This window comes from Streptococcus sp. 517s, from assembly GCF_054445985.1.
This window is the reverse complement of the sequence record NZ_CM136847.1, coordinates 1,712,504-1,735,247: the sequence shown is the minus strand read 5'-3', so window position 1 is coordinate 1,735,247 and position 22,744 is coordinate 1,712,504. Positions and strand designations below refer to the sequence as shown.

At 41.7% G+C, this 22,744-nt stretch carries 20 protein-coding genes and 1 pseudogene; 14 read left to right on the top strand and 7 right to left on the bottom strand.

Going from position 1 to position 22,744, the window contains the following annotated elements; all coding sequences use genetic code 11:
- Nucleotides 1-159: 159 nt before the first annotated feature.
- Nucleotides 160-1,326: a CynX/NimT family MFS transporter gene (locus tag ACVX3R_RS08690; RefSeq protein ID WP_458794898.1), complete on the bottom strand. Its 1,167-nt coding sequence runs from the start codon at nucleotides 1,324-1,326 to the stop codon at nucleotides 160-162.
- A 221-nt stretch (nucleotides 1,327-1,547) separates the two neighbouring features.
- Here ACVX3R_RS08690 and ACVX3R_RS08685 point away from each other — a divergent pair, with 221 nt between their 5' ends.
- Together ACVX3R_RS08685 and ACVX3R_RS08680 are read left to right on the top strand one after the other, a co-directional pair.
- The gene (locus tag ACVX3R_RS08685; protein WP_458794897.1) at nucleotides 1,548-2,378 is read left to right on the top strand and encodes a glycosyltransferase; all 831 of its coding nucleotides are present in this window, start codon (nucleotides 1,548-1,550) and stop codon (nucleotides 2,376-2,378) included.
- 75 nt (nucleotides 2,379-2,453) lie between these two features.
- Nucleotides 2,454-4,304: a polysaccharide biosynthesis protein gene (locus tag ACVX3R_RS08680; RefSeq protein WP_458794896.1), complete on the top strand. Its 1,851-nt coding sequence runs from the start codon at nucleotides 2,454-2,456 to the stop codon at nucleotides 4,302-4,304.
- Between the two features lie 91 nt (nucleotides 4,305-4,395).
- On the opposite strand, the gene ACVX3R_RS08675 is transcribed toward ACVX3R_RS08680, so the two are convergent.
- The 3 genes from ACVX3R_RS08675 to sdaAB are packed head-to-tail and all read right to left on the bottom strand — an operon-like array spanning nucleotide 4,396 to nucleotide 6,599.
- Nucleotides 4,396-5,025, bottom strand: coding sequence for an HAD-IA family hydrolase (locus tag ACVX3R_RS08675; RefSeq protein ID WP_458794895.1), 630 nt, complete (start codon nucleotides 5,023-5,025; stop codon nucleotides 4,396-4,398).
- Between the two features lie 21 nt (nucleotides 5,026-5,046).
- The gene (gene sdaAA / locus ACVX3R_RS08670) at nucleotides 5,047-5,919 is read right to left on the bottom strand and encodes an L-serine ammonia-lyase, iron-sulfur-dependent, subunit alpha (RefSeq protein WP_033584753.1); all 873 of its coding nucleotides are present in this window, start codon (nucleotides 5,917-5,919) and stop codon (nucleotides 5,047-5,049) included.
- Between the two features lie 8 nt (nucleotides 5,920-5,927).
- Nucleotides 5,928-6,599: an L-serine ammonia-lyase, iron-sulfur-dependent subunit beta gene (gene sdaAB, locus ACVX3R_RS08665; protein ID WP_000555871.1), complete on the bottom strand. Its 672-nt coding sequence runs from the start codon at nucleotides 6,597-6,599 to the stop codon at nucleotides 5,928-5,930.
- 241 nt (nucleotides 6,600-6,840) lie between these two features.
- Here sdaAB and apf point away from each other — a divergent pair, with 241 nt between their 5' ends.
- Nucleotides 6,841-7,419: an aggregation-promoting factor gene (gene apf, locus ACVX3R_RS08660; RefSeq protein WP_458794894.1), complete on the top strand. Its 579-nt coding sequence runs from the start codon at nucleotides 6,841-6,843 to the stop codon at nucleotides 7,417-7,419.
- A gap of 46 nt (nucleotides 7,420-7,465) precedes the next feature.
- Here apf and ACVX3R_RS08655 read toward each other — a convergent pair whose 3' ends face one another.
- Nucleotides 7,466-8,329 carry a helix-turn-helix domain-containing protein gene (locus tag ACVX3R_RS08655; protein ID WP_458794893.1) on the bottom strand — a complete coding sequence of 288 codons (864 nt, stop codon included), beginning with the start codon at nucleotides 8,327-8,329 and terminating at the stop codon, nucleotides 7,466-7,468.
- A gap of 572 nt (nucleotides 8,330-8,901) precedes the next feature.
- Between ACVX3R_RS08655 and ACVX3R_RS08650 the strand changes: the two genes are divergently transcribed.
- From ACVX3R_RS08650 to mnmG, 11 genes and pseudogenes are all read left to right on the top strand, one after another.
- Entirely contained in the window at nucleotides 8,902-9,522 is a 621-nt protein-coding gene (locus tag ACVX3R_RS08650; RefSeq protein WP_061407542.1) for a hypothetical protein, read from the top strand.
- Between the two features lie 190 nt (nucleotides 9,523-9,712).
- Nucleotides 9,713-9,991: pseudogene (locus tag ACVX3R_RS08645) on the top strand (lactococcin 972 family bacteriocin); the annotation flags it as partial.
- Nucleotides 9,992-10,045: 54 nt separating this feature from the next.
- On the top strand, nucleotides 10,046-12,154 hold the full coding sequence (locus tag ACVX3R_RS08640) for a bacteriocin-associated integral membrane family protein (protein ID WP_458794892.1): 2,109 nt from the start codon (nucleotides 10,046-10,048) through the stop codon (nucleotides 12,152-12,154).
- Entirely contained in the window at nucleotides 12,151-12,780 is a 630-nt protein-coding gene (locus ACVX3R_RS08635) for an ABC transporter ATP-binding protein (RefSeq protein WP_057488862.1), read from the top strand. The genes ACVX3R_RS08640 and ACVX3R_RS08635 overlap by 4 nt, the downstream gene beginning before the upstream one ends.
- A gap of 228 nt (nucleotides 12,781-13,008) precedes the next feature.
- On the top strand, nucleotides 13,009-13,815 hold the full coding sequence (locus ACVX3R_RS08630) for an ABC transporter substrate-binding protein (RefSeq protein WP_458794891.1): 807 nt from the start codon (nucleotides 13,009-13,011) through the stop codon (nucleotides 13,813-13,815).
- A gap of 15 nt (nucleotides 13,816-13,830) precedes the next feature.
- Entirely contained in the window at nucleotides 13,831-15,027 is a 1,197-nt protein-coding gene (locus ACVX3R_RS08625; protein WP_000031904.1) for an argininosuccinate synthase, read from the top strand.
- 27 nt (nucleotides 15,028-15,054) lie between these two features.
- Nucleotides 15,055-16,446, top strand: a complete 1,392-nt coding sequence (argH, locus tag ACVX3R_RS08620) for an argininosuccinate lyase (RefSeq protein WP_458794890.1) — start codon at nucleotides 15,055-15,057, stop codon at nucleotides 16,444-16,446.
- Between the two features lie 160 nt (nucleotides 16,447-16,606).
- Complete coding sequence (gene mnmA, locus ACVX3R_RS08615) at nucleotides 16,607-17,728, top strand: tRNA 2-thiouridine(34) synthase MnmA (protein WP_458794889.1); 1,122 nt, start codon at nucleotides 16,607-16,609, stop codon at nucleotides 17,726-17,728.
- Between the two features lie 140 nt (nucleotides 17,729-17,868).
- Nucleotides 17,869-18,324, top strand: a complete 456-nt coding sequence (locus ACVX3R_RS08610) for an NUDIX hydrolase (protein ID WP_458794888.1) — start codon at nucleotides 17,869-17,871, stop codon at nucleotides 18,322-18,324.
- Between the two features lie 11 nt (nucleotides 18,325-18,335).
- Entirely contained in the window at nucleotides 18,336-18,764 is a 429-nt protein-coding gene (locus tag ACVX3R_RS08605) for an NUDIX hydrolase (RefSeq protein WP_458794887.1), read from the top strand.
- On the top strand, nucleotides 18,754-20,667 hold the full coding sequence (mnmG, locus tag ACVX3R_RS08600; RefSeq protein WP_458794886.1) for a tRNA uridine-5-carboxymethylaminomethyl(34) synthesis enzyme MnmG: 1,914 nt from the start codon (nucleotides 18,754-18,756) through the stop codon (nucleotides 20,665-20,667). The genes ACVX3R_RS08605 and mnmG overlap by 11 nt, the downstream gene beginning before the upstream one ends.
- Before the next feature lie 36 nt (nucleotides 20,668-20,703).
- Here the strand turns inward: mnmG and rnjA are convergent, their stop codons facing one another.
- Nucleotides 20,704-22,386, bottom strand: a complete 1,683-nt coding sequence (gene rnjA / locus ACVX3R_RS08595) for a ribonuclease J1 (protein ID WP_458794885.1) — start codon at nucleotides 22,384-22,386, stop codon at nucleotides 20,704-20,706.
- 1 nt (nucleotide 22,387) lies between these two features.
- Nucleotides 22,388-22,621, bottom strand: a complete 234-nt coding sequence (locus ACVX3R_RS08590; protein WP_458794884.1) for a DNA-dependent RNA polymerase subunit epsilon — start codon at nucleotides 22,619-22,621, stop codon at nucleotides 22,388-22,390.
- Between the last annotated feature and the right edge of the window lie 123 nt (nucleotides 22,622-22,744).

Genomic DNA, 22,744 nt, shown 5'->3' with positions numbered 1-22,744 from the left:
TATTTTTTGCATGATAATTAGTTTCTATACATCTTATTATATCAAAAATGCCATCTTTCTGCTAACAGATGGATGGTGCTTTTTGTTGCTAGAAACGCCTAAAAAGCCAGACTCTGTCCGGCTTTGCATTGTTTATATCTGAGAAGTATTTTAGAAAAATTAAAGAATTTTATCCGCCCGATCTACCATAAAGAGTGAGACGGTCATGATGATATCAACAGCTAGTAGGGCAAGGACAGCTGGGATCCAAGATTGGAAAAGTTCAAAACTGTAACCAAACAAGGTAGGACCAAAAGCTGCTAAGATGTAGCCCCCTGTTTGCGCTAGTCCTGACAGCTGGGCTGTCTTTTCAGGTGAACTGGTTTTAAGAGAGAAGCAAACCATGAGGTAGGGGAAGAGGGCGCTGCAGGCCGTTCCAATCAAGAGGTGGACGACTAACCAGTAGAGGAAACTGCTACTTGGATAAAAGAGCATGGCAATTCCTGTCATACCAGCGATAGAGATAATTGTTAGCATGATTCGACGGTGGCCGTCTGACAGCTGAGTTGTCAGACTTGGAACAGTCATTGAAAAAGGAATGCTGATTAGCGAGAAGATAGAAGCTAGAAGAGCCGCATCACTATTAGAAAGACCAGCACTAATAGCAATCGTTGGCAGCCAGGTCATGCTCGTATAAAAGAGCAAGGACTGAAGACCACCAAAGATAATGATGGCCCATACATCTTTACTTTTTAGAATGTTTTCTTTGACTTGCTTTTCTTTTTGGCCTTCTAGGTAGTGGTTGTGGCGATGATTTGGCAACCAGACTAGCAGAGTGACCAGACAGAGAAAGCTGAGAACGAGGATGAGTCCTTTCCAAGAACTAGCTTGGGTGATAGGGACCGAAAGATAAGAAGCGATGGCAGTTGAAACCCCCATGGCAGTGACATAGAGAGTTGTTAGGAAACTAATCTTTTGAGGCTGATTTGCCTGGATCATACTTGGGAGGAGTACATTGAAAATGGCGATACTTGCTCCGATGATTAGAGTTCCTAGATAGAGAAGGGGAAGATTGAAGATACGAATGACAGAGCCAACAGTTAAGAGGAGCAGACAGTAAGTAAAGAGATGTTCCAACCCGATTTTTTTTGCCAAGCGACTCGCAAAAGCCGAGAAAAGAGCAAACATCAAGAGAGGGAAGCTAGTTAAAATCCCGAGAGAGCTAACCTCCACTCCTAGTCCCTGAGCGATATCTCCTAAAATGGTTGGAAGAGCAGTAAAAGGAGAGCGTAAAACAGTCCCGATTAAGACAATTCCTAGGATAAAAAAGAGTGATTGCTTTTTCATAAAAACCTCGAATAGATGATTTTATTAACAGCTTATTTTAAGGTTTTTTCTATATAATGTCAAGTAATGACAGCTAAGAAAGTTCGATTGATTTAAGCGATAATAGAGTGAAAGGAGATACATTTCTTTACTAGAATTTTCCTTGATTTGATATAAAAATAGGAAAGTGAGAAAATTTGTGATAAAATAGTGGAAGGAAATCTATATATTGGAGAAAAACGGTGCTTGAAAAGCAAAAAATCAGCGTCTTGATGTCGGTCTATGTAAAGGAAAACCCGACGTTTTTGAGAGATGCTATCAAAAGTGTTCAAAATCAAACCTTGAAACCGAGTGAACTTGTTCTTGTTGAGGATGGTCCCCTCACGCCTGAGCTCTATCAGGTGCTAGATGAAGTGGAAGCTCAGTCAGATATTCCAGTTAAACGGTGCCCCTTAGAAGAGAATCAAGGTTTAGGCTTGGCTCTTCGATACGGTGTTTTACAGTGCCAGTATGACATTATTGCCCGCATGGATACGGATGATTTAGCCGTTCCGGATCGTTTTGAGAAACAGCTTCAGCTAATGGAGAAAGAAAATCTCGATCTCTTAGGCGGGCAGATTGCAGAGTTTATTGATAATCCAGATGAGATTGTGTCTTATCGTCGTGTTCCAACTCAGCACGCAGACATTGTGGCTTATCAGAGAATGAGAAGCGCCTTTAACCATATGACAGTCATGTTCAAAAAGGACATGGTCCTCAAGGCGGGCAACTACGAAGACGGACTTTACATGGAGGATGATCTCCTTTGGCTCAATATGATTACGGCAGGTGCCAAGACTGGCAACCTAGATCAAATCTTGTGTAAGGTTCGCGTAGGTGCCGGGATGTTTGAGCGTCGAGGTGGCTTGCGTTACCTTAAATTCTATCGTCAAGCTCGCCAACGGATGCTGGAGCGAGGGCAAATTTCTTACAGGGAATATGCTAAAAGTATGTTCATTCAGGCAATTGTTGCACTTTGTCCAGGTTTTGTTCGTCAGTTTATCTTTGTCAAACTTTTAAGAAAGAGCAAGTAAGACCTGATAGATTGAACGATTCGGGTTATCATAACAATAGTATCATCTGACTCTTTTAAGGGGGAGTAAATTCCTATGAATAAAAAACTAACAGATTACGTGATTGATCTGGTTGAAATTTTAAATAAACAGCAAAAACAAGTATTTTGGGGGATATTTGATATTCTGAGTATGGTGGTTTCCATCATCGTGTCTTATATCTTGTTTTACGGCCTAATAAATCCTGCGCCTGTGGACTATGTGATCTACACTCTTTTAGCCTTCCTTCTCTATCAAATCATAATTGCATTTTGGGGGCTGAATGCTAGTATTAGTCGCTACAGTAAGATTACGGATTTTATGAAAATCTTTTTTGGAGTGACACTCAGTAGTGTTCTTTCTTATGGAATCTGCTATGCCTTTCTTCCATTATTTTCTATCCGTTTCATCGTGCTCTTCATTTTGTTGAGTACCTTCCTCATCTTGCTTCCTCGCATCACCTGGCAGTTGATTTATTCTAAACGTAAAAAGGGTAGTGGAGATGGAGAGCATCGCCGTACCTTCTTGATTGGTGCGGGAGATGGTGGTGCCCTCTTTATGAATAGCTACCAACATCCAACCAGTGAGCTTGAGATAGTGGGGATTTTGGACAATGATGAAAAGAAAAAAGGGCAAAAACTAGGTGGAATCCCAGTCCTAGGCTCTTATGACAATCTACCTGAATTGGCCAAACGTCACCAAATCGAGCGTGTTATCGTAGCAATTCCTTCGCTCGATCCATCAGAGTATGAACGTATCTTGCAGATGTGTAATAAACTAGGTGTCAAATGTTACAAGATGCCTAAAGTTGAGACAGTCGTTCAAGGCTTACATCAATCGGGTAGTGGTTTCCAAAAAATTGATATCACAGACCTTTTGGGCCGTCAGGAAATTCGCCTTGACGAATCACGTCTGGGTGCAGAAATTACAGGTAAGACCATCTTGGTGACAGGAGCTGGTGGTTCGATTGGTTCTGAAATTTGTCGCCAGATTAGCCGCTTCAACCCAGAGCGTATCGTATTGCTTGGACATGGTGAAAATTCAATCTACCTTATTTATCATGAGTTGATTCGTAAATTCCAAGGGATTGATTATGTTCCTGTCATTGCAGATATTCAGGATTATGATCGTCTTTTACAAGTGTTTGAACAGTATAAACCAGCTATCATCTACCATGCTGCAGCACACAAACATGTTCCAATGATGGAGCGCAATCCAAAAGAAGCCTTCAAGAACAATATCCTCGGGACTTACAATGTTGCCAAGGCTGTTGATGAGGCCAAAGTACCTAAGATGGTCATGATTTCGACTGACAAGGCGGTCAATCCACCGAATGTTATGGGTGCGACTAAGCGCGTGGCAGAGTTGATTGTTACTGGCTTTAACCAACGTAGTAAATCAACCTACTGTGCAGTTCGTTTTGGGAATGTTCTTGGTAGCCGTGGTAGTGTGATTCCTGTCTTTGAACGTCAGATTGCTGAAGGTGGTCCTGTAACGGTGACAGACTTCCGTATGACACGTTACTTCATGACCATTCCAGAGGCTAGCCGTCTGGTCATCCATGCTGGTGCTTATGCTAAGGACGGAGAAGTCTTTATCCTTGATATGGGCAAACCAGTTAAGATCTACGACTTGGCTAAGAAAATGGTCCTTCTAAGCGGGCACACAGAAAGTGAAATTCCAATCGTTGAGGTCGGTATCCGACCAGGTGAAAAACTCTATGAAGAACTCTTGGTTTCGACCGAATTGGTTGATAACCAAGTCATGGATAAGATTTTCGTTGGTAAGGTTAACGTCATGCCTCTAGAAGCCATCGATCAAAAGATTGAAGAATTCCGTGCACTCAGTGGAGATGAGCTCAAAGAAGCGATTATTTCCTTTGCAAATGAGACAACCCACGTTGAGTAAGATCGCCCAACTAATTATAAATAAAAGGCCGAGGTTCTGTTTGTACAGGACCTTGGCCTTTTTACTCTGTAATTTCAAATCGTTGTACTATTTATAGTTGCTTAATGATATCATCAATGGTACGGGCGATCCAGTCAGGCTGATAGCTGAGTAAATCAGCCTCTTCTCCAAATCCCCAAGTAACAGCAAACTTTTTGATGCCAGCTTCTTGAGCTCCGATCATATCAAACTTGGTGTCCCCGATGATGAGGACTTGGTCTGCGGGGAGTTGATGCGCCTGCAAGGCGTAACGGATGACATCCGCCTTGTGAGGTGTTTCAGGACTGGAACCATAAATGCCATCAAAGAAATGATGGATTCCCAGATTTTTAGTCATATCATGAGCAGTAGGAGTATTCTTTGTTGTAGTGATGTAGAGAGGGTGGTTTTGCGAAAGCTCTTGAAGCAATTCCGTTATTCGGGGGAAGAGTTGGGCTTCGTGGATCCCTTTTTCCTTGTAGTAAGAGCGATATATCTGCACAGCCTCCGAGATTTGCTCCTTGGGAAGACATGTTGCAAAGCTACTTTCAAGTGGAGGTCCCATAAAACCACGAATGGTTTTAGCATCAGGGCTCGGAACTCCTAGCACTTTAAAGGTATGGGTAAAGGTATTGTGGATACCGAGGGAACTGTCAACTAGGGTTCCGTCTAGATCAAAAAAAATTGCTGAGATAGAGGGCATGATTTCTCCTAATAGATAAATTTATTCGCCGAAGATTTCTTTTTGTAGGCGGCGACCAGTAGGTGTAGCGGCGAGTCCACCCTCGGCCGTTTCACGAAAGGCAGTTGGGAGGCTCGATCCGACTTGGTACATGGCATCGATGACTTCGTCAACAGGGATCTTAGACTCGATACCTGCTAAGGCCATATCTGCCGCGATAAAGGCAAAGCTGGCTCCCATGGCATTTCGTTTGACACATGGAACCTCAACCAGACCAGCGACGGGATCGCAGATGAGGCCCAGCATATTTTTAATGACAAAGGCGATGGCTTGACTAGCCTGATAGGGGGTCCCACCTGCAGCCAAGGTCAAGGCTGCGGCACTCATGGCAGAGGCAGAGCCAACTTCGGCCTGGCAGCCACCTTCAGCACCTGAGATAGAAGCGTTGTTTGCGATGACTAGTCCAAAGGCACCAGCAGCAAAGAGGAAATCCAGCTGTTCTTCGTGGCTAAGGTCTAATTTTTGGATAGCAGCAGTGAGAACGGCTGGCAGACAGCCAGCACTTCCTGCGGTTGGAGTAGCACAGACCAAGCCCATCTTCGCATTGTGTTCATTGACCGCGATGGCATTACGGGCTGCTGATAGGATGGTAAAGTCAGACAAGGCCTTGCCACTTTTGAGATGGCGGTCTAGTTTGGCCGCATCTCCACCCGTTAGGCCGCTACGGGATTTGTTTTCACTGAGACCGAGCTCGACAGAGGCTTTCATGACTTCTAGATTGCGTTCCATGAGGAGGAGAACTTCTGCACGTTCTCGACCGGTTAATTGATATTCTGTCGCAATCATGAGTTCTGCGACATTTCCTTGGAAGTCTAGATCCGCCTGCTCGACCAATTCTTTGATAGAATAAAACATGTTTCCTCCTACTTAAAGAAATTGACATTGTGGAGATGAGGGATTTTTCGGATTTCTTCAATCGCCTCTTCGCAACTTCGACTATCGACTTCGATAATCATAATGGCTTTTTCTCCAGCTTTTTCTCGAGTCACATTCATCTGTGCGATGTTGATATCGAAACGAGAGAGGGCTTCAGTAACATGGGCAATCATACCTGGAACATCCTGATGCACGATGATGATGGTCGGTGTATTCATGTTGAGAGAGACAGCAAAGCCGTTAAGCTCCGTAACTTGGATATTTCCCCCACCGATAGAAATACCTGTCACGCTAATGGACTTATGGTCATTCTTTACAGTGATTTTGGTGGTGTTTGGGTGAGGAGCGTTGCTGTCTTTCTGAATGGTCCAGACAATCTTGATACCACGCTTATGGGCAATCTCGAGACTATTTGGAATGTTGGGGTCATCCGTATCCATACCTAAAATACCAGCGACGAGAGCAAGATCCGTTCCATGACCACGGTAGGTCTTGGCAAATGAGTTAAATAATTGGAATTCTACCTCTGTTGGCGTATCGTCAAAAATGGATGAGACGATTTTCCCGATACGAACGGCACCAGCTGTATGGCTACTTGATGGGCCAATCATGACAGGTCCGATAATATCAAAGACAGATTGAAAACGAAGTGAGTGCATCTGTTTCCCCTTACAAAGATTCTTGTTTCTATTATATCAAAGAATGAAGTTCTGTGCTTATTTCCCTTATAAAACTGAAAAAATGGATAAAAATAGTATAAAATCTTGTCTTTTATGACAAAAATATCAATGTTTCAGTAAATATAAAATATTTTTGTAATATTTCTACATATAACCGTTAAACAACAGTAACATTTAAAAGGTATCATAGATATATTCAATAGAAGGAGAATTTTTAGATATGTCATTAACAACTAAAAAAATCAAAACAACTATCGCAGGAGTAGCAGCTTTACTTGCTTTCTTTGCCCCAGCTCTTGCCTCTGCACAAGAAACTGTAACTTACACTGTTAAATCAGGTGATACTCTTTCAGAAATCGCTGAGAAGTACAATACGACTGCTGAAAAATTGGCAGCAAAAAACAATATCAAAGATATCCACCTTATCTATGTTGACCAAGTTTTGGTCATCGAAGGTACAGCTTCTACTGTAGCTCCAGCAGCTACAGAAACTGTTGAAGAAGCTCCAGCAGCAACAACAACTTATGAAGCACCAACAGCAGAAAGCAACACTGCAGCAGCTTCTACAGTAAGTGGTTCTGAAGCAGAAGCCAAAGAATGGATCGCTCAAAAAGAATCAGGTGGTAGCTACACAGCTACAAACGGCCAATACATCGGACGTTACCAATTGACAGATTCATACTTGAACGGTGACTACTCAGCTGAAAACCAAGAACGTGTAGCAGATGCCTACGTTGCAGGACGTTACGGTTCATGGACAGCAGCCAAGAACTTCTGGGTTAACAACGGTTGGTATTAAGAACTAACAGAACAAGATGCAAAAGTCGAGGAAATCCCTCGACTTTTTATATTTCCTTCGGTTGATAATAGGTCTCTACTTCTTTTTGGAGATGAGACAGAATTACAGTTTCATCGGTTAGCTCCAGAAGGGAGAACCCTTTTTGGATAAGTTTAGAATCATCCGTACAAATCCCAATACGGACATAGCAGATAGCAAGCCTATCGTAGCTTTTCTTGTTCTTGGCATCCTCCAATAAAGTGTAGCAGATTTGTTGACACATATTTCTATCTTGATTGTACAAGTATATGGTAGATAGATTGAGTAGGATTGCCATTCGCAAGTCATATAAATGTTGATAGTTTTTATAGACTTCTAAGCGTTGCAAGATTTTTCCAGTGATGAGATGGATATGTTCTATAGGAAAGGTAAAGAGAATGGTATTGAGAATTTTTAAGTCATTCTCGTACCAAGTGTCCTGCTTTTCTATCTTCTTCCATAGCTTCTTTACAGTATTGTTAACTTCGATTGACAGTTTTTTAGTCCCATTTTGGCGGATATAGATAACAATTTTTAGCATATCTCGTATCTCTTTTATAGGGAGGTCGTGGTGAGTTTTGAGGTAGTCTTGACATTTTTGAAATAGTTTTTCGAGTTCACTAGTCCCTAGGATTGAGCTCATATTGAGATAGGTTTGCATAATTTCTGTGCGTTGACTTGGTTGATAAAGTTGACAGATATATTCAAACTCTTCAAAACTCATATTGACTTGTCGGAGAAGAAACTCCATATTCTCATATTTAGGAGTTGTTTTCCCGCTTTCGATTTTTGATAGGCTGGTTCTTGAGAGAACATCCCCACAGACCTCCTCTTGGGTTAAACCTTTTGACTCACGGATTTCTTTATAAACATTTCCAAAATCGTAGCGCATGATTTCCTCCTTATTTGTGAAAAAAGTTAACAAAAAATAGAAATTGATTAAAAATATTGTATCATAAAGACAGAAAAAGTAAAATAAAGATCTAAGATAATTTTGTGAAAAAGCAAACAAAAATCTTTGGCGTTAAGAAAAAGAGTTATAATATAGCTATAAAAAGATAGGAGAAACATTATGGATAAAAAAGTATTTCGCTTTTTGGTCTTTTTTGCATTCTTGGTCACCTTAGCTTCACAGTTTCCGTGGAATTGGCCAATATAATGCGCTAGTTATTTAATCAAGAGAGGAGGGAGCTTACGACATATAGAGACGTAATGTGCTATCATTAGCCAATTGGTGTTAGATTTGTATAGTGCTAGGAGGTGATATTTTTGAAAAGAAATAAAAATGACTATATAGTTGATTTTATTTTTGGTGTCGTTTTCATGGGATTGTTGTTGACGGGTTGTTATATTTCATTTTTTCAACCAGATATTTATAAGATTCAAATTATATTTTTGATACTGTTAACATTCCCTATTAGTTATGTTGTCATTAAATATTTTATAAGAAAGTAGGTTTGCAAAATGAAAAAATGTTCTCTGTTTCTTTTGACCATAATTTTTCTTAATATATTCTCTCCAACGGCTTTAGCTTTAGAATCTGCTATGAATAGCAAATCTAATTTGACAACGTCTGATTTTCAATCCAATCCGTCGTATGTTCGTGTTGTAGATTCACATAATCTAGCAATCACAAACGAAGATGGAACGGTGTCAAAAGTATATATTGATGACGAACACAATGTTTTTATTGATGGGGTCTTAGAACTAACCTCAGATGAATTTGATAGTATGGTTCAAGTAAGTAAAGATGAAGAGCAGTCAACTGAACAGCCTGTTATGGCGAGATCAGCTACTACTTGGTATTATCTTGATACACATACTTATAATATTGACTTTCAAAATAGAGGTCGTACAGTATTGCTAGGTGTTATTTCTGCTCTAATCCCTTATTTAACCCCTGCGATTGGTATTGGTTCAATATTAGATGCCTTATTAGGACAAGGAGCTCCGGGCATGTATGTAAAACTAAACAGATACTATCGAAAAGGGTATCAATTTTACAAATACTGTTACCATTTTTACTATGATGCAGCAATGAGATATAAGGTCGCTTATAGAGAAGAAATCAAACGAATGTGGTAATATATTACAATTTCTAGTTTTAAGAATAAAGATAATAGTTAAAATATTTTTCAAATCAAGGGAGTCAATATGGGACTCCCTTGTATTCTTCAAAAAATGTTATAATCAATCTTGTTTAAAGAACAGAACTTCGATGTTTACAAATGAATAATTCTATCTTTTTTTCTGAAAATACTGTATAATATGAAGCAAATATGAAAAAAATGGTGTAGCAACCGTAATGGCATGCGGTTTGCTTGCTACTACAAATGCTTTAGCAGTATGGGTTGATGGTGGTCAATGGAATTATGGAGTAGGTTGGACAGGAACTTTTGGATATTCTGATTATTTACATTCTACTCGATCTCATACAGCAACGGTCCGACATGGTAGTAGAATCTCTAAGGAGCGTGAAGCTCCCTAGGTTTGGGCTCAAGCTTCCCTCACAAAGATTCCGCCAACAGGATTAGAATATTTCTATGGATTTTAAGTGGAATTTTCCCTCTCCTATTAGGAGAGGGAGAACTTTATTGGAGGTATCTTTATGAAAAAAATCAGTAATTTCTGTATGTTACTCCTGCTTTTGTGTACCACTTTTTTTGTTTTTAATATAAACTACACACGAGAAGTGGTGCGGATTCGGGAAATGGGAAAGACTGTAGATTCTTTGGATTTGTATTTGAAAGATATTAATGAACCTGCAGAATCTGTTCTTCGATTTTTTGAGGATGTATCAAAGGAGTACAAAGTCTCCATTATCAAAACAGACAGTGGTGATGAGGTGGTCAAGTCTGGTGTTTTTGATAAAGATACCTTCCCCTACCAAGAGTTTGGGATTTCTTCTCTTGATTTTACCACAGATGGTGAGGGAGTTTACAGTAATAAAGAAATTTCCAATAAACTTGGTACGATTCCGACTTTTCTAAAAGCCAAGCCTATTCAGCTTATGACTTTTCAAACCTATATCAAGGATACATCTCGTAGTTTAAATGGTCGCTATACGATAACTTCTACACAAGAGATGGACAAGGATAGGATTGTACAGAAATGGAGCGATTTTTTCAAGATAGACCAGGCTACCTTGCTAGAGCCGACCTATAAAAGTGCAGTGGAAGTCATAAATCGAGATTTGCTCTTATCTGCCATTGTTTTTGTCTTGGCTATTTTGCTTCTTGTCTTAGTAACGGTGTATCAGCCGATGATGGAGATGAAAAGAGTTGGGGTACAAAAATTACTTGGTTTTCAAGATAGGGCTGTTTTAGCTGATGTTGTAAAAGGCAACCTTTACCTCCTCCTAGGTGGGGCGCTTGTGATCAATCTAGGAGTGTGTTTTTTGCTTGATTACAAGCCAAAAGATTTGTTCCCAATGTTATGGTTGTCGCATTTTTTGCTTTTGCAACTTTATCTCTTTATCAGTTGGTTGACCTATCTCTTGATCCAAAAAATGACAATCAGCTCTCTGCTGAAAAGTTTTTCATCTTTCAAATTTGGTTTACTCTTTAATTATTTGATGAAAATTGGAACTACCATTTTACTGACAGTCTTGCTAGTTGGGGTAGGAAAAAGTTTGGAGCAAGAAAACAAAGAGTTGGATTACCAGAAACAGTGGATCAGTCAAGGAAATTATCTGACCTTGGAAACTTTCCAACTCAATGATAACTTGTGGCAAGAGCAGTTGGCAGGCTCAGGGCAGGCAGTAGATTATTTCTATCGATTTTATCAGGATTTGGTAGAAAAAACGCAGGCGGGCTATGTGCAAACTAGCAACCTGCCTATAAAAAATTTTGCCACTGCAGAACAAGTGCAGCGGTATCAACTGGCTGATATGCTAACTGTTTACTATGCTAATCGTCATTTTTTAGAAAGTCAGGGATTCAAATTACCAGATACCGGCGCAAAAAAAGTTATTTTGATGCCAGCAAGTACGAAAGGTGAAGAAGATAAAAATCAGCTCTTGGGGAAATTAATTGCCTATCTTTCGATGAAGTATGAAGAGCAGCAAAAACGAACGATAGAGGAGATGTATGTCGAGATTGCCTATTATGAAGGAGATTGGTCGTTCTTTCCATATAGTGATAAGCGAAAGGAAAATCTCTACAATCCAATTATTAGCTTGGTCAATGATTCTGATATGATGTGGGATGAAAAAGCTCGCCTGTCAACAACAGGTTTAAATAACCCGATTAAAATCGAAAATACGGCTCAACACCAAAAAGAGGTGACAGCGTTAGTTGAGAAATTATCAGATGGGAATTATTTAAAATTTTCATCTATTCAAGCCATTCAACAAGATAAAGTAGATTCTTATCGAGATGCTGTTCGGAATTTCAACATACTCTTTGCTTTGGTTGGTCTTCTTAGTATGATGATTTCCTACTTCTTACTAGTAACAACTTTCTTGTTGAAGCGAACAGATATTATTACCAAGAAGTTTATGGGTTGGAAATTGATAGATCGGTATCGTTCCTTGCTGGGCCTTCTATTAGCCGTTTATAGTCTTCCTTTTATGGTTTTGCTATTCTTTACACAGGCACTTTTCCCGCTCCTACTTTTCGCAGGATTTACAGGCTTAGATATTTTGTTTGTACTTTTCTTGGGCTCTAAGATGGAAAAAAGAAATGTAGTGCAGTTATTGAAAGGGGATCACTTATGATAAAGTTGGAAAATGTTACGAAAACCATTGGGAAAAAAGTTATTTTGGAGAACTTATCTCTAAAAATTAACCAAGGAGATTTAGTTGCCATCGTTGGGAAAAGTGGTAGTGGCAAGTCGACCTTGTTAAATCTATTGGGTTTGATAGATGGCGATTACAGTGGGCATTATGAAATTTTCGGTCAGAAAAATGTACCTGTCAATTCTGTTAAGTCGCAAGCGATTATCCGCGAACATATCTCTTATCTGTTTCAAAATTTTGCTCTGATTGACAATGAAACGGTAGAGTATAATCTCATGCTTGCTCTAAAGTATGTGAAATTGTCCAAGAAAGACAAAGTCAAAAAGATAGAAGAAATTTTAGAGAGAGTGGGGTTGCCATCAACTCTACATCAAAAGGTTTCAGAGTTATCTGGAGGGGAACAGCAGCGAATCGCAGTTGCTAGAGCCATTTTAAAACCCAGTCAGCTCCTTTTAGCAGATGAACCAACCGGTTCTCTAGATCCTGAAAATCGAGATTTGGTTTTGAACTTTCTCTTAGATATGAACAAGGAAGGGAAAACGGTCATTATCGTTACCCACGATGCCTATGTGGCTCAACAATGCCATCGAGTTATTGAATTGTGAAAGAGAATGTGGAGAGTTCGTTGATCTCTTCATCTTACCTGTAATTGGACAATTGTATTTTTAAAAAATCAAACAGTATAAATAAGCTTATTATATGTAAAAATATATCATATAATAAGCTTTTTCTTGATTAAAATGAAATAAAATACAGTTTTTTCTTGACAAACGAGAATGAGAGGGGTATTATTTATACAACAATAAAGTATAAAAATAAAAGGAGGCTCTTCTATGAATAAAGTGAAGAAGGTGTTGATGACGATGTTTGGTTTGCTTATGTTTCCCTTATTATTTGCTTGTAGTAACAATCAATCCCAAGGTGTTGAAGCCATTAAGGCTAAAGGAAAATTGGTGGTGGCCCTAAATCCAGAGTTTGCTCCATTTGAATATCAGAAATTGGTTGATGGGAAAAATCAGATTGTAGGTTCAGATGTTGAACTAGCCAAAGCCATCGCAAAGGAACTAGGTGTAGAAGTGGAGTTCTCTCCAATGAGTTTTGACAATGTACTGGCTAGTCTTGATTCAGGTAAAGCCGATCTTGCCATATCAGGTGTTTCTAAAACGGAAGAGAGAAGTCAAGTTTACGATTTTTCAATTCCCTACTACACTTCGAAAAATAAGGTTATCGTAAGAAAATCTGAATTAACGAATTACCAATCAGTCAAGGATTTGGCTCAGAAAAAGGTTGGAGCGCAGAAAGGTTCTATCCAGGAAACTCTGGCCAAAGAAACCTTGCAGGATTCTTCTCTCGTTTCACTTCCTAAAAATGGAAATTTGATAACAGATTTGAAATCAGGGCAACTAGATGCGGTTATCTTTGAGGAACCAGTAGCGAAAGGCTTTGTAGAGAATAATCCAGACCTAGCCATCGCTGAGTTTGATGTTGACAATGACAAAGAAGATTCCTACGCTGTTGCGATGAAAAAAGACAGTAAAGAATTAAAAGATGCGGTTGATAAAACCATCCAGAAGTTGAAGGATTCTGGGGAGTTGGACAAATTGATTGACGATGCTTTTAAAGCCTCTATCGAAAAATAGAAAGAAGGATGAGAAATGAGTAAGGAGAAAGTCATTTTAGCCTATTCAGGTGGATTGGATACATCAGTTGCTATTACATGGTTAAAAAAAGACTATGATGTGATCGCTGTTTGTATGGATGTGGGTGAAGGAAAAGATTTGGAGTTCATCCACGATAAAGCTCTCAAGGTTGGAGCTGTTGAGTCTTATGTCATTGATGTTAAGGAAGAATTTGCTAACGACTATGTTTTAGTGGCCCTTCAGGCTCATGCCTACTATGAACAGAAGTATCCCTTGGTATCTGCTCTGAGTCGCCCTCTTATTTCAAAAAAACTCGTTGAAATAGCTCATCAGACGGGGGCAACCACAATTGCCCATGGTTGTACAGGTAAGGGAAACGACCAAGTTCGGTTTGAAGTCTCTATTGCAGCTTTGGATCCCAATCTAAAGGTAGTTGCGCCTGTTCGTGAGTGGAAATGGTCTCGTGAAGAAGAAATCCAATATGCCAAAGAAAACGGCGTCCCAGTTCCAGCTGACCTTGACAATCCTTACTCTGTCGATCAAAATCTTTGGGGACGTGCAAATGAATGTGGTGTCTTGGAAAACCCTTGGAACCAAGCGCCAGAAGAAGCATTTGGAATCACATCTTCTCCAGAAGAGGCGCCGGACAGTCCAGAATTTATTGACATTGAGTTTAGCTGTGGGGTGCCCATCTCCCTCAATGGAGAAAAGATGAAAGTGGCTGCTTTGATTCAAAAGCTCAATGAAATTGCAGGCAAACACGGTGTCGGTCGTATTGATCATGTGGAAAATCGCCTAGTCGGTATTAAGTCAAGAGAGATTTATGAGTGCCCAGGTGCTGTGACTTTATTGGCAGCTCATAAGGAGATTGAAGACTTGACTCTTGTGAGAGAAGTGGCTCATTTCAAACCTATTATCGAAAATGAGTTGTCCAATCTCATCTATAATGCCTTGTGGTTTAGCCCAGCAACTCAGGCTTTGATTGCCTATATCAAGGAGACACAGAAAGTTGTCAATGGAACTGCAAAAGTTAAACTCTATAAGGGGAATGCCCAGGTAGTGGCTCGGAAATCTCCAAATTCTCTTTACGATGAAAATTTGGCGACTTATACCAGTGCGGATACTTTTGACCAAGATGCGGCTGTTGGATTTATCAAGCTTTGGGGTCTTCCGACTAAGGTTTATTCAGAAGTTCAGAAAAATGTTGAGTAGTGACGCGATAGAAAGGGACGACAGGATATGTCGAAAAATACAAAATTATGGGGTGGTCGATTTGAAGGCACTGTGGAAGATTGGGTAGAACAGTTCGGTGCGAGTATTTCCTTTGACCACCAGCTGGCAAAATTTGATTTGATGGGTTCCCTAGCTCATGTTCAAATGCTAGGACAGACTGGCATTTTGAGCTTGGAAGAGGCAGAGCAGATCCGAGATGGTCTGAAAGCTTTGTTGCGAGATTTAGAGGCAGGAGAGCTTCATTTTGATATTGCAAATGAAGATATTCATATGAATATGGAAGTGTTGCTGACAGAGAAAATTGGTTCTCTGGCTGGGAAACTACACACGGCTCGTTCTCGGAATGACCAAGTCGCAACGGATATGCACTTATATCTAAAGGAGCAACTTGGCCATGTCTTGGATAAGTTGGCGAATCTGAACAGTGTTTTGCTGGATTTGGCTGAAAAACATGTGGAAACCATCATGCCAGGCTATACCCATTTGCAGCACGCCCAACCGATTAGTTTTGCCCACCATCTCATGGCTTATTACAATATGTTTCAAAGGGATAGCGAGCGCTTTGCATTTAACTTGAAACATACGGACCTATCTCCCCTGGGTGCGGCTGCATTGGCGGGGACAACTTTTCCAATCAATCGTCAATTATCGAGTGATTTATTGGGGTTCCAACAACCCTATACCAATTCCTTGGACGCAGTGAGTGACCGTGATTTTATCTTGGAATTTCTGTCAAATGCCAGCATTTTGATGATGCATATGAGTCGTTTTTGTGAGGAAATCATCAATTGGTGCAGTTTTGAGTATCAGTATATTAGCTTGTCTGATAGCTTTTCAACGGGCTCGTCTATCATGCCCCAGAAGAAAAATCCTGATATGGCCGAGTTGATTCGAGGGAAGACAGGACGGGTTTACGGGCACTTACTCGGACTATTGACCGTCATGAAGTCTTTGCCTCTGGCTTACAATAAGGATTTACAAGAGGACAAGGAAGGCATGTTTGATACAGTAGACACGATTTTAAATTCTCTGGATGTGTTGGCAGGTATGCTATCGAGCATGCAGGTTAATAAGGCCAAAATGCAGCAATCTACAGAGAATGATTTTTCGAATGCGACCGAACTGGCAGATTATTTGGCTGAAAAAGGCCTCCCCTTTAGAGAAGCGCATGAAATTGTAGGAAAATTGGTTCTAGACTCTATCAAGCATGGTAAAAACATCCAAGATTGGGATTTGGAGGAGTTGCAAGTCTACCATCCCTTAATTGAAGAGGATATTTATATCTACTTGCGTCCAGAAACCGCTGTTCAGAGACGGAATTCCTTAGGAGGAACCGGCTTTGAGCAAGTGAAATACCAGATAGAACAAGCGAAGAAAGAACTTGAAGGGGAAAATTGATTCGTTTGCAAAGTAAGAAAGAGAGGTTGAGATGATTTATCAGCCTCTTTCTTGTCTTCTCCAACCAAGCGTGTTATAATGAATACTGCTCAAGCGACCTTCAATCGTGAAGCACACACGACCTTCAATCGTGAATAAACGAATAGATGGGAGACTTACCATGAGTGATAACTCTAAAACACGTGTTGTCGTGGGGATGAGTGGTGGTGTTGATTCGTCGGTGACGGCTCTCTTGCTCAAGGAGCAGGGCTACGATGTGATCGGTATCTTCATGAAGAACTGGGATGACACAGATGAAAACGGCGTCTGTACGGCGACCGAAGATTATAAGGATGTGGCTGCGGTGGCAGACCAGATTGGCATTCCCTACTACTCTGTCAATTTTGAAAAAGAGTACTGGGACCGCGTTTTTGAGTATTTCCTAGCGGAATACCGTGCAGGGCGCACGCCAAATCCAGATGTTATGTGTAACAAGGAAATCAAGTTTAAGGCCTTTTTGGACTATGCTATGACCTTGGGTGCAGACTATGTAGCAACTGGGCACTATGCTCGAGTGGCGCGTGATGAGGATGGCATTGTTCACATGCTTCGTGGCGTGGACAATGGCAAAGACCAGACCTATTTCCTCAGCCAACTTTCGCAAGAACAACTTCAAAAAACCATGTTCCCGCTGGGGCATTTGGAAAAGCCTGAAGTCCGAAAAATAGCAGAAGAGGCAGGCCTTGCGACTGCTAAGAAGAAAGACTCGACAGGGATTTGCTTTATCGGAGAAAAGAACTTTAAAAACTTCCTCAGTAACTACCTGCCAGCTCAGCCTGGTCGCATGATGACTGTGGATGGACGCGATATGGGCGAGCATGCAGGCCTCATGTATTATACAATCGGTCAGCGTGGCGGTCTTGGGATCGGTGGACAACACGGCGGTGACAATGCGCCGTGGTTCGTTGTCGGAAAAGACCTAAGCAAGAATATCCTCTATGTCGGACAAGGTTTCTACCATGATTCGCTTATGTCAACCAGTCTAGAGGCCAGTCAAGTTCACTTTACTCGTGACATGCCAGAGGAATTTACGCTCGAATGTACAGCTAAATTCCGCTACCGTCAGCCTGACTCTAAGGTGACTGTACATGTAAAAGGAGACAAGGCAGAGGTCATCTTTGCGGCACCACAACGCGCGATTACACCAGGACAGGCAGTTGTCTTTTACGATGGCGAAGAGTGTCTCGGTGGTGGTTTGATTGACAATGCCTACCGCGATGGACAAGTTTGTCAGTACATTTAGATTGACAAATTTTCTCAATTTGCTACAATAATAAAAGCAATAGAAATGATGGTCAAAGCTCATGGATGTTGCAGGCTTTTTTGTCCTGCACTTCTTTGGAGTTTTGACTGTTTTTGTGTCGTTTAAGGGAAAGGATAAAAATGACTCAACCAGACTTTCGGACAAAAGTGGGAAATACAGTTTTTGGTGTTCGGGCGACAGCCTTGATTCTCCAAAATGGCAAGCTCCTAGTTACCAAAGATAAGGGCAAGTATTACACTATTGGCGGTGCGATTCAAGTCAATGAAAGCACGGAAGACGCGGTAGTCCGTGAAGTGAGGGAAGAACTGGGTGTCCGAGCTCAAGCTGGACAGCTAGCTTTTGTGGTTGAAAATCGTTTTGAACAAGACGGTGTTTCCTATCACAACATCGAGTTTCATTACCTGGTGAATTTGCTTGAAGAAGCTCCATTGACCATGCAGGAAGACGAAAAAACGCAGCCTTGTGAGTGGATTGATTTGGATCAGCTCCAGAATATCCAGCTAGTTCCAGCCTTTTTGAAAACAGCTCTACCGGATTGGGACGGCCAACTAAGACACATTCATCTTGAAGAATAGGAGAGAAAAGGATGGTTAAGCTTATTGCCCATGTACTTGTTCATAGTGGTTGTGATTATTTGCTCATTCAGCGTTCGGAAATTAAAAGAGGAGAACCCAACGTTTATCCATCTTACTGGGATATTCCTGGTGGCGGGGTTGAAAAGGGTGAACTTCCGCAAGATGGTGCTCTTAGAGAATGCATTGAAGAAGCGGGAGTTAGACTAGATAGCAGTTCGCTCAAACTTCTTCACGAAGATAGTCAACTGGATACCTCTAAGGATACGGTCTTTACTCGCTTAGTTTATAAAGCAGAGTGGGTTGGGGAGAAGCCAATTATCAGATTAGATCCTGAAGAGCATACACACTTTAAATGGGTTACTATGGATCAAGCTCTAGAGGAGGAGAAGTTAGTTCCTTATTTGCGAGAAATTTTTGAAAGGTTAAGAAATGACTTATAATTTTACAGAAGAATACGATATTATTGTAATCGGTGCGGGACACGCTGGGGTTGAGGCTTCCTTGGCTGCCAGCCGTATGGGCTGTAAGGTCTTGCTTGCGACCATCAACATCGAAATGTTGGCTTTCATGCCTTGTAACCCTTCGATCGGTGGTTCTGCCAAGGGGATTGTCGTGCGTGAAGTCGATGCCCTTGGTGGTGAAATGGCCAAGAATATTGACAAGACCTACATACAGATGAAGATGCTCAACACAGGGAAGGGGCCAGCTGTCCGTGCCCTTCGTGCGCAGGCTGACAAGGAACTTTACTCTAAGGAGATGCGCAAGACAGTTGAAAATCAAGAGAATCTGACCCTTCGTCAAACCATGATTGATGAGATTTTGGTGGAAGATGGCAAGGTTGTCGGTGTGCGTACAGCAACCCATCAAGAGTATGCTGCTAAGGCTGTTATCGTGACAACGGGGACTGCTCTCCGCGGGGAAATTATCATCGGAGACCTCAAGTACTCGTCTGGCCCTAACCACAGTCTAGCTTCGATTAACCTTGCTGACAACCTCAAGGAGTTGGGCCTCGAAATCGGTCGTTTCAAGACAGGAACGCCTCCACGTGTCAAGGCTTCTTCTATCAATTACGATGTGACTGAGATTCAGTCAGGAGACGAGGCGCCTAATCACTTCTCATACACTTCACGTGATGAGGACTATGTCAAGGACCAGGTGCCATGCTGGTTGACTTATACCAACGGTACCAGTCATGAGATTATCCAAAACAACCTCCACCGTGCGCCTATGTTTACAGGTGTAGTCAAGGGAGTTGGGCCTCGTTACTGTCCATCGATTGAGGACAAGATTGTGCGCTTTGCAGACAAGGAACGCCACCAACTATTTCTAGAACCAGAAGGGCGTGACACTGAGGAAGTATACGTTCAAGGGCTTTCAACTAGTCTTCCTGAAGACGTACAACGTGACTTGGTTCATTCTATCAAAGGGTTGGAAAATGCAGAGATGATGCGAACTGGTTATGCCATTGAGTACGACATGGTCTTACCTCACCAGTTGCGTGCGACTCTGGAAACCAAGAAAATCTCAGGCCTCTTCACAGCTGGTCAGACAAATGGAACGTCAGGTTACGAAGAAGCTGCTGGTCAAGGGATTATCGCGGGTATCAATGCGGCTCTGAAAATCCAAGGCAAGCCTGAGTTGATTTTGAAGCGCAGCGACGGCTATATTGGGGTCATGATTGACGACTTGGTGACCAAGGGAACCATTGAACCTTACCGTCTCTTGACCAGTCGAGCTGAATACCGTCTCATCCTCCGTCATGACAATGCCGATATGCGTTTGACAGAGATGGGACGCGAGATTGGGCTTGTGGATGATGAACGCTGGGCTCGCTTTGAAATCAAGAAAAATCAATTTGACAATGAGATGAAGCGACTAGACAGTATTAAACTCAAGCCAGTCAAGGAAACCAATGCCAAGGTTGAGGAGATGGGCTTCAAGCCATTGACAGATGCAGTGACAGCCAAGGAATTCCTTCGCCGTCCAGAAGTTTCTTACCAAGATGTGGTGGCCTTCATCGGGCCAGCTGCTGAGGATTTGGATGACAAGATTATCGAATTGATTGAAACAGAAATCAAGTACGAAGGCTATATTTCTAAAGCCATGGATCAGGTTGCTAAGATGAAACGCATGGAAGAAAAACGCATTCCAGCCAATATTGACTGGGATGATATTGACTCCATTGCAACAGAAGCCCGTCAGAAGTTCAAAATGATCAATCCAGAAACCATTGGTCAAGCTAGCCGTATTTCGGGAGTAAATCCAGCAGATATTTCTATTTTGATGGTGTATCTTGAAGGTAAAAATCGCAGTATTTCTAAAAATCAAGAAAAGAAAGCATAGAAAAAACAGCTCCGAAGACGGGGCTGTTTTGTTGGTTTATTCTTCTTCATCTGGTGTGAGGATCATAGGGATGATAATCGGTTCACGTTCTGTATTTTCATAGAGGAAAGGACGAATAGCGTTGACAATGGCACCATTGACAGATTGCACGCTAGCATCTTTGTTCTTCAGTGCGATACGAATAGCATTGAAGAGGATGCGCTGGCTTTGGCGAATCAAGTCGCCAGACTCTCTCATGTAGACAAAGCCTCGGCTGAGGATGTCTGGGCCAGACAAGATCATTTTAGACTTGAAGTCAACAGTTGCGACTGCTAGAACGACACCGTCTTCAGATAAATCACGACGGTCTTTGAGGACAGCAGCGCCGATTTCACCGATACGATTTCCATCGACATAGATGTCTTGGGCATTGAAATGCCCAGCGATACGAGCTGAGTTAGCAGTAAGGGCAAGGACATCACCATTGCTCATGATAAAGATATTGTCCTTCTCGACACCCGTATCCACCGCTAGTCCAGCGTGGACTTTTTGCATGCGGTATTCACCATGGACAGGCATGAAGTATTTTGGCTTAATCAAGCGGAGCATGAGTTTTTGCTCTTGCTGACCACCGTGTCCAGAGGTGTGGATATTGTTAATCTTTCCGTGAATGACTTCGACACCAGCTTCTGAGATAATGTTAATCAGCTTGTTGACGCTAGTGGTATTTCCAGGGATAGGACTTGAAGAGAAGATAACGGTATCGCCGGGTTGGAGTTGCACCTGACGGTGGGTTCCGTTAGCGATACGAGAGAGGGCAGCCATCGGCTCGCCTTGACTACCTGTACAGAGGATCAGAACCTCGCCTGCAGGGTAGTCTTTGATTTCATTTGGCTCGATAAAGGTTCCCTTAGGAGCTTTGATGTAGCCAAGCTCGATACCGTTGACAATGGCCTTTTCCATAGAACGTCCAAAGACCGCAATCTTGCGTCCAGTCTTAACTGCAGCATCCGCTGCTTGCTGGAGACGGAAGATATTTGAGGCAAAGGACGCAAATATGATACGACCTTCGATGCCTTGGATAATCTTCATGATGGACTGGCCAACGACTTTTTCAGAGTTGGTAAAGGTTGGCACTTCTGCATTTGTCGAGTCAGAGAGGAGGCAAAGAACACCCTCTTCACCAAGGGCAGCCATCCGGTGCAAGTCTGCAGGTTCTCCAACTGGAGTAAAGTCAAACTTAAAGTCACCCGTACAGACGATTTTTCCTTGAGGGGTATGAATGACAATCCCCAAAGGCTCTGGAATAGAGTGAGTTGTTCTAAAGAAAGTTGCCTTGAGATTTTTAAAGGTCAACTCAGTGTTGTGGTTGATTTCGTAAAGTTTGGCGTTGCGCAAGAGGCCGTGTTCTTCGAGTTTTCCACGAATCAAAGCTAAGGCAAGCGGTCCAGCGTAGATAGGGACATTTGCTTGCTTGAGCAGGAAAGGAATTCCACCAATGTGGTCCTCGTGTCCGTGTGTGATCAAGACAGCCTTGACGCGGTCGATATTGTCTACGATGTAAGAGTAGTCGGGGATAACATAGTCGATACCCAGCAAGTCATCTTCTGGGAATTTAATCCCAGCATCGACGATGATAATCTCGTCTTGGTATTCAATTCCGTATGTGTTTTTCCCGATTTCTCCCAGACCACCGATGGCAAAAACGCCGACTTCTTCAGGTTTAAGAGTATAGGCCATATTAGAACTCCGTGATTTCGAAGACGCCAGTTTCTTTTTCGTAATCTAGCAATTTGTCAGACAAGAGTTCGATATACTCGATGTTGTACTCTGGGCGGTTTTCTTCGACAAGTTGGCGAGCAGCGATACGGCCCTCAAGTTCTGAGTTGGCATCGATGTCTAGGTAAAGTGAGCGTGTTGTTTCACGACGTGGGCTACGTTCTTTTGTTTCTTGATAAAAAACTTTGTAAATCATATAGTTCCTTTCTATTTACAGGTCAGCTTATTCCAAACTTTTAGTAGAGATTTGCTTGATTTCATTCCATTTTGTGTCTAGATTGACCTTGATTCGTTACAATTATTTCAATTATACCACAAA